This window comes from Mariniflexile sp. TRM1-10, assembly GCF_003425985.1.
Taxonomy (GTDB): domain Bacteria; phylum Bacteroidota; class Bacteroidia; order Flavobacteriales; family Flavobacteriaceae; genus Mariniflexile.
The window spans coordinates 2,871,641-2,885,551 of record NZ_CP022985.1; the positions used below are offsets into that span (position 1 = coordinate 2,871,641).

The 13,911-nt window shown below is 33.0% G+C and carries 9 protein-coding genes; all 9 read left to right on the top strand.

Features of this window, described 5'->3' with window-relative positions; all coding sequences use genetic code 11:
* Nucleotides 1-54 precede the first annotated feature (54 nt).
* The 9 genes from CJ739_RS12015 to CJ739_RS12055 all read left to right on the top strand — a co-directional run bounded on the left by CJ739_RS12015 (nt 55) and on the right by CJ739_RS12055 (nt 13,803).
* Nucleotides 55-1,878, top strand: a complete 1,824-nt coding sequence (locus CJ739_RS12015) for a metallophosphoesterase family protein (protein WP_117175605.1) — start codon at nt 55-57, stop codon at nt 1,876-1,878.
* A 55-nt stretch (nt 1,879-1,933) separates the two neighbouring features.
* Nucleotides 1,934-5,965: a hybrid sensor histidine kinase/response regulator transcription factor gene (locus tag CJ739_RS12020; protein ID WP_117175607.1), complete on the top strand. Its 4,032-nt coding sequence runs from the start codon at nt 1,934-1,936 to the stop codon at nt 5,963-5,965.
* Nucleotides 5,966-6,105: 140 nt separating this feature from the next.
* A complete protein-coding gene (locus tag CJ739_RS12025; RefSeq protein WP_117175610.1) occupies nt 6,106-6,978 on the top strand; it encodes an inositol oxygenase family protein in 873 nt (290 codons plus the stop codon).
* A gap of 212 nt (nt 6,979-7,190) precedes the next feature.
* The gene (locus CJ739_RS12030; RefSeq protein WP_117175612.1) at nt 7,191-8,768 is read left to right on the top strand and encodes a solute:sodium symporter family transporter; all 1,578 of its coding nucleotides are present in this window, start codon (nt 7,191-7,193) and stop codon (nt 8,766-8,768) included.
* 18 nt (nt 8,769-8,786) lie between these two features.
* The gene (locus CJ739_RS12035; RefSeq protein ID WP_117175615.1) at nt 8,787-9,926 is read left to right on the top strand and encodes an acyltransferase family protein; all 1,140 of its coding nucleotides are present in this window, start codon (nt 8,787-8,789) and stop codon (nt 9,924-9,926) included.
* Nucleotides 9,927-10,134: 208 nt separating this feature from the next.
* Complete coding sequence (gene fucP / locus CJ739_RS12040) at nt 10,135-11,442, top strand: L-fucose:H+ symporter permease (RefSeq protein WP_117175618.1); 1,308 nt, start codon at nt 10,135-10,137, stop codon at nt 11,440-11,442.
* A gap of 963 nt (nt 11,443-12,405) precedes the next feature.
* A complete protein-coding gene (locus CJ739_RS12045) occupies nt 12,406-12,759 on the top strand; it encodes a cupin domain-containing protein (protein WP_117175620.1) in 354 nt (117 codons plus the stop codon).
* 138 nt (nt 12,760-12,897) lie between these two features.
* Complete coding sequence (locus CJ739_RS12050; protein ID WP_117175623.1) at nt 12,898-13,458, top strand: helix-turn-helix domain-containing protein; 561 nt, start codon at nt 12,898-12,900, stop codon at nt 13,456-13,458.
* A 90-nt stretch (nt 13,459-13,548) separates the two neighbouring features.
* Nucleotides 13,549-13,803: a hypothetical protein gene (locus CJ739_RS12055; RefSeq protein ID WP_117175626.1), complete on the top strand. Its 255-nt coding sequence runs from the start codon at nt 13,549-13,551 to the stop codon at nt 13,801-13,803.
* Nucleotides 13,804-13,911: the final 108 nt, after the last annotated feature.

The following is a 13,911-nucleotide window of genomic DNA, read 5'->3' on the forward strand; positions in this document are numbered from 1 at the left end:
AACAAAAAAACCAGAAGCTTATGGGGCATTACAAACCAAGAATAAACTACTTTGATGGTTAGAATATCATTTATCATATTGCTTTTTTTGAGTGCATGTGAAACAAGGCAGGCAAATGATGTAGAAAACGTCAAAATAGCCTTTATTGCAGATGTGCATTTTTCAGATATTTTTGGCACATTTCAAGATAATGATTATAAAGGAATTCCAAATCCGGTAACGGGTGAGTATGCCAATATCAGAACCATGAGTTCTCAATTGCAATCCACCCGGATTTTCAATGAAAATTATTTTGCGTTTATAGCGACATTAGATGATATTTCTAAAAAGGGAATAAAAATAGTGGCGTTGCCAGGTGATTTTAGTGATGATGGTCAACCTGTACATTTAAGAGGTTTGAAACGTATTTTGAATGCATATACAGAAAAGCATGGCATGTCATTTTTTGTTACCACAGGAAATCATGATGCGGTAAGACCTTTTTCTCAAGATGCTGGCAAAACCGATTTTTTGGGGAAAGGCGGCAAAGAACAAATCATCACAAGTTCAAAAGTTAAATTAACGCTCGGAGAAGACGAGTTGGAGCCCATTGTTACCTCAGATATAAAGAACTGGGGCTATAAAGAAATGACGCAGGAAATGGCTGATTTTGGATTCTTTCCCCAAAAAAAATATGTGTATTGGGAAACCCCTTTTTCCAATGATACTTATGAGGGTTATACGTTTAATAAAGCCTTAAAAGAATCGTCATTGGATAAAAGAACTTATGCTATCAAAAACACCAATCTGTTTCTTCCGGATGTGAGTTATTTGGTCGAACCGGTAAAGGGAATTTGGTTGTTGGCTATCGATGCCAATGCTTACGTTCCTGTTGAAAAATTATCGGGAAATCTGAATAATCCAAAAGACTTTTCGGGGGCAAGCATAGGGTATAATAATGTGTTTTTATATAAAAGCCATTTAGTTGATTGGGTGAAAAAAGTTTCGGCTCAAGCCAAGGAAAAAGGGAAACTATTAATAGCCTTTAGCCATTACCCTATGGTCGATTTTAATGATGATGCTTCCGCAGAAATGGAATCACTTTTTGGGGTCAATAAAATGCAACTACATAGAGTTCCAAATGAAGATGTCTCCAAAACATTTGCAGATGCAGGTATTCAGATTCATTTTGGAGGGCACATGCACATTAACGACACAGGTGTGAGGGCAACGGCACAAGGCAATACACTGTTTAATATTCAAACCCCTTCGCTGGCAGCTTATATGCCGGCTTATAAAATTTTGACAATACATTCAAATGAAGCAGTCGAGGTAGAAACAGTCGTTGTGGATTCTGTTGCTAAATTTAATAATCTTTTCCCCTTTTATGAAAAAGAATATACCTATTTACAAAATTCGGAAAATTCAACTATTTGGAATAAAGACATACTTAAGTCTGCAGATTATAAGGATTTTACAGAATGGCATTTAAAGGAATTGGTTCGACTTAGGTTTTTGCCAAAAGATTTCCCTGTTGAATTTTTAGGATCAATTGTTAAACTTTCGGGTAAAGATTTACTGTTATTAAATAAAAATGTTTCAGAAATTGAGACACAATTATTAGCTAATAATTTAACGATCCAAGACTTTGAATCATGGACAGGCTATGATATGATTTTTGATTATTATAGGTTGAGGAGTGCCGATGAATTAGCTGTTCCGGAAATTGGGACTAAAAGATTAAAACAGTACCAAATGGTTTGTGACGTGTTAGGGAAAGCAAGTGATGCAAAGCTTGTTTTATGGTCTAAAATATTTTATAAAGCAACAAAAGGTCAGCCTTCAAATCATTTTAAAATAAACCTAAAGACAAACCAAATAGAACGTATAGCATCTTAATTAAGATGAAGTATAATTATTTTAAATTAGCAAATCACATAGTACAATTCATTTTATGAACAGACATGCATTCATTTTGCTTTTTTTCTTAATTAATTTTTGTGTTTCCAATTCGCAGAACATAAAATTTGAGCATTATAATGATGATAATGGGCTTTCCCATAATGCGGTAAGGCATATTGTGCAAGACAAGCAAGGTTTTTTATGGTTAGGTACTTTTTCCGGACTTAATCGTTTTGATGGGTATCATTTCGTAAATTATTTAAGCTCTACTCAAGAAGAAAATAGTATATACAGTAATGATATAACGGCTTTGGAGTTGGACGAAACATCCAATAATCTTTGGATTGGTACAAGAGTGGGACTAACGCTATTAAAACTGGATACTCAAGAATTTACCACTTTTTTGCCAGAAAAAAATAATCCAAACAGTTTGCCTGATGAAGAAATTCGTTCTGTTTATGTAGATAAATTTAATAGAATTTGGGTAGGTACTAAAAGTGCAGGCGTTTATTTGTTTTATAAAGAAGAAAATAAATTTGTAAAGATCGATCTCCCAGGATTTAATTATGTCAAGGAAATTTATGAAGACAGTAAAGGAAATATTTGGATAGGGAGTTATGATACAGCTTCGGTTGCAAAGATTTCTTTAGACAATACCGGGAATATTGTAGAATTAAGAACCTATACATTATCGATTCCAAATTCAAATAATATAAATCCCTATTTAAATTTTATATATGAAGATTTCAAGTCGGATATTTTTGTAGGTACCAGAGAAGGACTTTATAAGCTGGATAAAGCTTCTAATACTTTTATAAATATATATGTTAAAGACGATTTGCTTAGAGAAAAAATAGGCCCTTATTTTGTGTCAATAGCACGTGCTCCTGATGGTAAATTCTGGATTGGAACTTTAGGGGGGCTTTTAGTATGTGACCAATTGGAAGATATTGAAAAGGGTAAATTTCAATGGTACTATTCCATATTAACAGACAATACATCTTTAGTAGATAACTTGATTTCTGTTCTTTATTTTGACGCTTCAGGTGTTTTGTGGGTTGGTACGGAAGACGGATTGGATAAGTATGATCCTTATGAAAACCAATTTAATATAAATAATGATATTGCTTCCTATACTGGTGATCAAATTCCTAGGGTTAGAGGGTTTGCTAAAACTTATGATGAAAAAATCATTGTAGCCACTTGGCATAATGGGCTTTTTATTTCTAAAGGAAAAACTTTCATTCCTTTGTATAATGCTAAGATGGATATTTCGTGTATTTATTCTGAAGATGGGAACATATTTTATTGTGGTTTATGGAATGGGAACATATTAGTTTACGATTACATAAAAAAGACATCAAAAGTGGTTGATCCGGGTTTTGCGAATGCATCTGTTTCTACATTTTTAAAATATGATGATAATACCTTGCTCGTGGGGTCTTTTGGTGAGGGTGTCGTTGTTTTGGATTCCAAAACGCTAATTCCAAAACGATCTAGTGGCAGATTGTTGCCCAATTTTGAAATTAATACCATAAGGAAAGTTGATAACGATTTATGGCTTGCGACTGAAGGAGGTTTGGTAAGACATAATTTTGCTACAAAAGCCACGAAATTATTTAAGTATAATCCAGAAAAGAAGAATGGACTGCCGCAAGACAATTTGAGTGATATTTTAATTGATTCAAATAAAAATGTTTGGGCGGCAACACGAAATGGAATGGCTATTTATGTGCCAGAAAACGATGAGTTTGAGCTCATTTCTGAACCGAAGGAATTGCGTGGCAAATGGATTACGGATATGACTTTAGATGCCAATGATAATTTATGGTTGAACATAAATAACAATAGCATCGCAAAATATAATCCAACGCTAAAAGCGGCCAACGTTTATCATGTAACGAGCGGTAATAGATTAGATGTATTTAGTTCGAAAGGGTTCTACAATTTTAATAATTCACTGATTTATGTTGGTGGTAAATATGGAGTCATCTATTTTTCGCCAGATAATATAAAAGACAATACCTATTCGCCAAAACCAATGATTACCGAATTTAAAATACAGAATAGGGAAATATTTCCGGGCATGGATATTAATGGGCAAGTGCCGCTTTTAAAGAATTTTAATTATACTAAAAATGTAGAGCTAAATTATGCAAATCGTAATTTTTCATTACAGTTTTCAGCACCATCATTTACAAACGAAAGGCTTAATAAATTTCAATACATGCTGGAAGGGTTTGATGAGAATTGGATAACGACCAACAGTAATTCCAGGACTGTACAATATACCAATCTGTTTCCAGGCGATTATGTGTTTAAAGTAAAAGCAAGTAATAGTTACGGTTATTGGAGTGAGGTTGCTTCTTATCAAATAAAAATAATGCCCCCCTTTTGGTTAACGCCCCAAGCATTTATCTTATTCGTAGTTGTTTGCTTCTCTCTTTTCTATTTTATCAGAAGAGAAATTAAAAACAGAATTAGATTAAAACAAGAATTACTTACAGAAAAAGTAAATAGAGAGCGCGATGTGAAATTAAATAATGAAAAACTTCGGTTTTTTACCAATATATCACATGAATTAAGAACACCATTAACACTTATTCTAGGGCCCGCTAAACAATTAATGGAAGAAGGAAAAGAAACTGCTACTGATTATCAAAAAAGCAGATTTAATCTTATTCATCAAAACGCCAGTAGGTTATTGACATTAGTAAATCAAGTGCTGGATTTTAGAAAAGCGCAGACAGGAGAGTTGAAGCTTAAAGTTTCAAAAACAAATATCGTAGATTATTCCAGAAACATTTTTGAATCGTTTAAAGAACTGGCTTACAATAAGAAAATTCAGTTAAATTTTATTTCTGAAAATGAAAATATTGTGGGTTGGATAGACAATGATAAGTATGACAAAATCCTTTATAATCTGTTGTCAAATGCCTTAAAGTTTACAAATAAATATGGTAATGTAGACTTGTTTATTAGGTTAAAAAATGGCAGTGAAGATTATTTAGTTATTGAAGTCATTGATGATGGTATCGGCATCCCATTAAAGAGTCAAGAAAAGATTTTTACAAGGTTTTACCAAGCCACTAATAGTAAAGAGAACAATACAGGCTCGGGTATTGGTTTATCGTTGGTAAAATCATTAGTAGAACTTCATAAAGGAAAAATAAAAGTAAAGAGCGAGCCAAATAAAGGCAGTGAGTTTATAGTTAAAATCCCTATAGTGCGCCATTTTTATAAAGACAAGGAGGTTTTTGAATTTGATATTAAGGACATAAAAGAACCGATAAGTCCAGTTTTACCAGCTAAGAAAATAATTCAAAGTACAGAGTTAAAGCAAAAAATATTAGTTATTGAAGACAATAATGAACTTAGAAAATATTTAGTTGACTATTTGTCTGATTATTACAAGGTTTACGATGCGGAAAATGGCGAAGATGGGTTACGGATTTGCAGACAAATTAAACCTATTATTTGTATTGCCGACATCATGATGCCAGTAATGAACGGACTTGATTTTTGTGAAGAACTAAAAAAAGACGAGTTTATAAGTCACATCCCTGTTGTTTTATTAACGGCACTTTCTGAAAACGAAGATAAAGTAAAAGGGTATGGTATTGGAGCAGATGCCTATTTAGTAAAACCTTTTGATCCTTCCCTTTTAAAAACAGTAATTGAGAACATTATTAAGACACGATTAGAATTGAAAGCTAAATTTTCTGGTGAAGTAGAAAGCGAAATAGGGTTGCTCACCCATTCCCCAATTGATGAAGAGTTTATGAAAAAAGTGACTGCTTTAATAAACGATAATTTAAGTGAAGTAGACTTGTCAACCGTCTATTTATGCAATGAATTGGGGATGAGTTCTTCAAAATTATACCGAAAAATTAAAGAACTGACAGATTTAGCTCCCAATGAGTTTATAAGAACCTTACGTCTAAAAAAATCGGCCCAGTTATTAAAAACAAAAAAGTATAACGTGTCAGAAGTAACAAGTTTAGTAGGCTTTAATGACCCCTTATATTTTAGCCGATGTTTTAAAAAGCAGTTTGGTTTTCCACCAAGCAAACTAATTAACTAATTAAGCGAGTTCATTTAAAGCCTTCAAGTCAAAAACATAGAGGTATATATAAATTTATCCATGTTTTTGATGTATTAATCCATTCTTGTTTTTATTGAAAATTTTAGTTTCGTTATACTAATTTTTTAATATTTAATATCATGAAGAAACCTCTAGACTCAGAGAATCCATTAAACAATTTGGATGAGTGGGAAGACGATTTGTTATTACGATATCCAGATCCATCTGAAAAGAAAAAGGAAAAAGAAGCATTTAGAAATTATATAGATTCAGAGCGAGCAGAAACAGTTAAAGAGTTTTATAGAATAAACCATACCTATCAAACGTATGATTTTGTATGTAGCAAGGAAGAAGAATTTTTAAAATTCAATAAAAAGGAAATGTCTGTTTGGGAGGCTGTTGAATTTTTAAATACCCTTGTTGATGATAGTGATCCAGATATAGATTTAGACCAAACACAGCACCTTTTACAGACTTCAGAAGCCATTAGAGCCGATGGACATCCAGATTGGTTTGTGCTTACCGGGTTTTTACATGATCTTGGAAAAATTTTATGTTTGTTTGGTGAGCCACAATGGGCCGTTGTTGGTGATACGTTTCCTGTTGGCTGTGCGTATTCAGATAAGATAGTGTACCCGGAATTTTTCAAAGACAATCCGGATTATAACGATGAACGCTTCAACACTAAATTTGGTGTTTATTCAGAAAATTGCGGACTTGATAACGTGAAAATGAGTTGGGGGCATGATGAATACCTGTATCAAATTATGAAGGATTACTTGCCAGATCCAGCTTTGTATATGATTAGATACCATTCGTTCTATTCCCAGCATAAAGAAAATGCATACACCCATTTAATGAACAAGAAAGATATGGACATGTTTGAATGGGTTAAAAAATTCAATCCTTACGATTTATACACAAAGGCTCCTGTAAAGCCGGACGTTAAGGCATTGCTTCCTTATTATAAAGAATTGGTAGCGAAATATTTGCCAGAGAAGCTAAAGTTTTAAAATAGGAGGGCTGTCTTCTAAAAAGTGAACCTTAATGTCAGTTTGAGCGCAGTCGAAAACCTTGTTAGTCAGACTACCAACGTGTTTCGACTGTCCTCAATGTTACAGTTTACTTGTAAATGAACTTTTCGAACAGCCTCTTTTCGAATGTAAATAAAATTCCTGTAAACGCAGGAATCTAAATCAACTAACCAAAAACGAACTAACTAAACATGTATACTGTTATTACTTTTGTTGCCTTTACGGCATTTGTCGCCTTTTATTCTTGGTATAGATTAAGAAAAGAAAAACTAAACTCACAAGATGGTTATTTTCTTGGAGGTAGAAGTTTAACGGGCGTTGTCATTGCAGGATCCATGTTACTTACTAATATTTCAACAGAACACCTTATAGGAATGAACGGGTCATCCTATAAAAACGGGTTTATTATTATTGCATGGGAAGTAACATCTGCGTTAGCCTTAGTAGCGGCCGCTATTTATTTTATCCCAAGATATCTAAAAATGGGACTTACTACAATTCCCCAGTATTTAGAAAAAAGATTTGATAATACCACCAGAACTTTAGTGGCATTGTTTTTAATGATTTCATTTATAGTAACCTTAATCCCCATAGTTCTTTATACGGGCGCCATAAATATTGAAAGTATCTTTAATATTTCAGAAGTTTTAAATGTCTCAAAAGAAGAAGGGTTGTGGATTACAGTCGTATCCATAGGGGTTTTAGGTTCTGTTTATGCCATTTTTGGAGGTTTAAAAGCGGTGGCTATATCAGACACTATTAATGGCTATGGCCTTTTAATTGGGGGGCTTCTTATTCCTTTGCTGGCTCTTATAAGTATTGGCGATGGCAATCCTTTAGAAGGTTTAAGTAAAGTATATAGGCATAGCCCAGAGAAATTTAATGTTATAGGAGCTAAGGATTCGGTATTGCCATTTAGTGTTCTTTTTACCGGATTGATTATTAACCAACTTTATTTCTGGAGTATGAATCAAACCATAATACAACGTGCGTTTGGTGCAAAAAATTTGGTTGAGGCTCAAAAAGGATTGCTTTTTACGGGTGTTTTAAAAATATTGGTTCCAATTATTATCATTTTACCTGGCGTTATTGGGTACTATTATTTTGGAGATGCTTTGTATGATAATCAAGATATGATTTATCCGGAATTAATCAAGAAAGTGTTACCCATTGGATTGGTTGGCGTTTTTGCCGCTATTATACTAGGAGCTGTTTTAAGTACTTTTAACAGTGTTTTAAATAGTGCGGCAACCATATTTAGTATAGACATTTATAAAAGGCATTTAGATGAAAATATCAGCGACAAAAAATTAGTTAGGGTAGGAAAGCTAACCTCTACCATTCTAGCTGTTTTTGGAATATTAGCAGCACCTATGGTTGCTAATGCTCCCGATGGTTTATATCAATTATTACAACAATTAAACGGGATCTTTTTTATACCAATAGCCTCTATTATGTTAGCTGGGTTTTTTCTTAAAAAAGTATCAGCTATGGGAGCAAAAGCATCACTTTTTGTAGGACTTGCATTTTATATTTTAACAACATTTGTTTTTAAAGTTGATATTCACTTTGTACATCTATGGGGTATTGAGTTTTTATTGAATTTAGCTGTTATGTTTGCAGTGTCTTATTATTATCCTGCTGATTCTGAATTTCAACAGGAAGATTTACACATAGTAGATATGAAAGCATGGAAGCATACTAAGCTGATGTCCATTTTACTTTGCTTTGTTACCGTACTTATATACGTGCTATTGGGTAAAAATTAGATTATTATAATAAATTAAATGGAAGAAATACTTAGAAAAGAGTCCAAAAGGTTTTTGTCTCTTGATGTTTTCAGAGGATTGACAATTTGTTTAATGATTGTTGTAAATACACCTGGCACTGGCGCCAATTTATATCCTTATTTGGTGCATGCCAATTGGTTTGGTTTTACACTTGCCGATTTGGTATTTCCCTCATTTCTATTTGCAATGGGCAATGCCATGAGTTTTTCAATGGGAAAACTAAAATCTGCCCCACCAAGTTTTGTTTGGAAAAAAATATTAAAACGCACCTTTCTAATATTCTTGATTGGGTATTTAATGTATTGGTTTCCATTTTTTCAACAAACAAATGGCTCATGGGAACTAAAACCATTCAGCGAGACCCGTGTTATGGGCGTATTACAACGTATTGCTTTATGTTACTTTTTTGCATCCATCATTTTTTACTATCTATCACAAAGGGTCGCTTTGATTTTGTCAGGGATTATTCTGTTGGCGTATTGGGTGATTTTATACGTGTTTGGAGAGCCAGGTGGCGTTTTGGATATGGCAACAAACGCAGTTACTAAATTAGATTTAAGCTTGTTAGGAGAAGGGCATATTTATAAAAAAGACAGTATCCCGTTTGATCCCGAAGGTGTTTTAAGTACGTTGCCAGCTATTGTAAATGTACTGGCTGGATATATGGCTGGGGTTTTTGTTCAACAAAAAGGGAAAAGTTATGAAGGGATTTCTAAATTACTTATAGTAGGATTTCTTTTGGCTTCATTAGCGCTTTGGTGGGATTTAGTATTTCCGATTTCAAAAAAACTTTGGACAAGCTCATTTGTCCTTTACACTATAGGATTGGACTTATCTGTAATGGCTATTTTGATTTATGCTATCGAAATACAAAACCTAAAGTTTGGTGTTAAGTTTTTTGATGTTTTTGGGAAAAACCCGTTGTTTATTTATTTGTTTTCCGAGTTGTTCTATGTCTCTTTACGTCAAATTAAAACGAGTTCTGGATTAGATCTATTTGAATGGGTAAGCGAAAATATTTTTCAAAACGTATTTCCAGGAGCATTTGGAGCTTTAATTACGGCATTAGTATTTATGCTATTATGTTGGGGGTTAGGGTGGTGGCTTGATAAGTATCGGATTTATATAAAAATATAATTATAACCCGTTGGGTGAAATTAAGAAAATTTAATTTATAACGAATTTAAAGTCAATTTAGTACTCAAGTGTCAGTCTGAGCCTGTCGAAGACACTAGAAGATGCATTTCGACAAAGCCTGTGCTGAGCTTGTCGAAGTGCTCAATGTGGCAATTTATATAAAAATTAGTATTGATAAAGAAATATACCCAACGGGTAATTACATTAAATGGAAGCAATTAAAAAAGTACCAGTAGTATCAAAAAAGGTGTTAATTCCCTTTATTTTAGTCACCTCTCTTTTCGCATTATGGGGGTTTGCCAATGCGGTTACAGACCCCATGGTGCAGGCATTCAAAAAAGTATTGGAATTATCCAACTCCCAAGCGGCTTGGGTGCAAATGGCGTTTTATGGCGGTTATTTTTGTATGGCATTACCAGCAGCTATGTTTATGCGTAAATATTCTTATAAAACAGGTATTTTAATTGGTTTAGCATTATATGCGATAGGTGCTTTGTTATTTTATCCGGCTGCCCAGTCAGAAAGTTTTGTGTTTTTCTGTATAGGATTATACATTCTGACTTTCGGATTGGCATTTTTAGAAACAGCGGCAAATCCATACGCCTTAGCAATGGGAGCCCAAGAAACTGCAACGCAGCGTTTAAACTTAGCACAAGCTTTTAATCCGGTAGGTTTAATATTAGGTTTGTTTGTGGCACAACAATTTGTTTTGAAAAATTTACAATCAGACGATGTAAAAGATTTTAGTGCTTTAGATGAAGTTTCAAAGGTTTTAATTAAAACCGCCGATTTATTAGTGATACGCAATCCCTATGTTATATTAGGATTGGTCTTAATAGGGGTTTTTATCCTATTTGTGGTAAGTAAAATGCCCCAATCAAAGGAGGAAGGAGAGATGCCAAGAATTGGAGATACCTTTGTTATTTTAAGTAAAAATAAAAAGTACGTGTTAGGGGTTTTAGCCCAGATTTTATATGTGGGCGCTCAAATTATGTGTTGGACCTATATTTACCAATATGCAGAAGCGATCATGATGGATAGTGTCACTGCGGGATATTACCAAATGGGAGCTTTTGTAATATTTACTATAGGTCGTGCTATTGGGACTTACTTACTGCGTTTTATGAGTTCAGGTAAACTGCTCATGTACTTTGCTATTTTAGCCATAATTTTTACTGGAGGAACTATTTGGATTCAAGGAATGGTAGGTTTGTATAGTTTAGTAGGGATTTCCTTTTGTATGTCTTTAATGTTTCCAACCATATATGGTATTGCTTTAGGCGATTTAACAGAAGAGCAATCTAAAGTGGGTTCTGCTGGCTTAATTATGGCTATTGTTGGAGGCGCTTTGATGCCAAAACTTCAAGGTATACTTATAGATATAGGTGGGAATGGTGTAGCCGATACAAAAATATTAGGTGTGTATGAAGTTAATTTTTCGTTTATACTTCCGCTGATTTGTTTTGTTTATATTGCTTGGTATGGCCTAAGGGTTTATAAAAGACATGAAACTTGAGATGCTATGTCGGACCATGTGGTTGTTGGTTGTTGGTTGATGGTTGTTGGTTGATGGTTTGTGGAGTCCTAAATAAGGTTGACCGTTTGATGGAGTTGGTTAATGATTAAAAATCTGTGATTTATGTAATTCTCTTCAAAAAAGGTGTAACTAAATTTATTGGCTTTCCAATTACTTTTGATACCGCTATTAATTAATTCCATTGACTCAGTTAGAAGAATTCGAAATGAATAATCTAACATGGTGATAAAGGCAGACTTAATGTCTGCTTTTTTTTCTTTTCTCTTTAATTATATATAATAATATCTGTAATAGACAGAATTCGTTTATAGAAATGTTTAATTCTTACACCTTCAGAGTATTAAAAATTCATTGAAAATACTCATGTAGATACTAAAAAAGGCAGAATTACAGGCAGAGGCAAGTGTCTGGAGAAATAAACAAAGCATATCCGCCATAGAAGAAAGCGCATAAAAAACTCCCTCGAAAAAGACTGCATACCAAAAATACCTGTAGATTATGTAAGTATTTAAACATTTTATGTAATAACTACATACCACGATTATGCCATCTTTACATTATTAAATACCATTATCATTATATTAACTTTAACTGAAGTGATAATAGTTGTATATCGTTAAAGAAATGGTGTAAAAAATAAAATTAAAAACCCACAATATAAAATTAAAACCCTCAATGGAATCCATCTTTTTAAAATATCGCGTAATGCGATTCGTTTTAGTCGGTCTAACGATAACAACCCTTATTTTATTATTTGTTGTTATTTTTAAGAACATTAGAATATAAAATCGTAGTATTACATCATGCTTACTTTTTTATTCTGCAAAGTTAAAAAAGATTTAGCTAACCAACCCATAGATAGCCATTTAAGCTATTAATCAATAGCACGTGTATGTGCAATTGGATACAATAATTATTAATAGTAAATAAAAAAGCAATACCATGAAATCAATTGGCAATGAAATAGAAAAAGCTGCCCCCCATATTGTAGTAGAAATAATACAATATATACCAAATGCTGTAGTGAGCAAGACCATTATCAAAAAAATTACTGGAAACATAACCGCATTGTCTTTTGATATAGGCGAAGAACTAGCCGAAAAAACCTCGCCCTTTGACACGTATATACAAATTATCGATGGTACCGCCAATCTTACCATTAATAAGGTTGAATACCAACTAAGTCTCGGACAGGGTATTGTTATTCCCAGTAATCAAAGACATCACTTTACTGCCAACGAGCAATTTAAGATGATATCTACCGTCATAAAAAGTGGTTATGAAGGGTTTGATTAAGTTCTTGTTTTTAAAGTGTTTTGGTTTATAAGGGTGTGTGTTATGTAACTATAGCCTAAAGTTGTGTAACACAACTTACATAAAATAGTTGTATCTTACATTTAAATAATACAAATACATGCAATTGAAAACTTTCATATGAAATTATATATAAAGTATATGGTAAGTTTACGATGCAAACTTATGGTTAAGCAAGAATTAGAAAGACTCGGGCTGCATCATATGAGTATTGAACTTGGTATGATTGAAATTGTAGAGACCATTGACGAAGAACAAAAGGCGATGCTTAAACACAATCTAGCGTGTTCTGGATTGGAACTGTTGGATGATAAAAAAAACATTCTTATTGATAAAATTAAAAACATTATCATAGAAATGGTGCATTATACTGATGAGATACCCAAAGTCAACTATTCTGATTATATAAGTGAAAAACTCGACTATGATTATACTTATTTGTCCAACTTGTTTTCAGAGGTAAAAGGAATCACCATACAACATTTCATCATAAAACATAAAATAGAAAGGGCCAAGGAACTCATACTTTACGACCAATTAAATCTTTCAGAAATATCCTATAAGTTACATTATAGCAGTGTGGCCCATTTATCCAATCAATTCAAAAAAGTAACGGGACATACTCCAACTTTCTATAAAAAGTTAGGGAAGAAACGAAGGGGTACTTTAGAAAACCTGTAACATATATAATATTTTGTTTTTTTTATGTAACTATAATATAGAATTTTCAGCAATCTTTGTGTCAGTAAATATCTAAAATAATATATTATTATGATAGAAACCAGCAACACAGAAATTAAGGTACTGCGCAGTGAACAATATGTCATTGTAGGTGATTGGGATAAACAAGCCAATGTCTTAAAAGCAAGATATCCGCAACTGACCAGTGAAGATTTAAAATTTGAAACTGGTAAAGAAACCGATTTATTTCAAAGATTAGTAAACAAGTTAAATAAAAACCTTAATGAAATTATTTATATTTTGAAAGCTAATCAAAAAACATGCTGTCAAGACAACAATAATTGATTGAACTTAGGCCGAAAAAAGAGCCGTTATTTTAAATAACGGCTCTTTTTTGTATTGTATCACCAATCTAAAAAGTCTAACATTCTAAGAAGTCTAACAACCAGAACC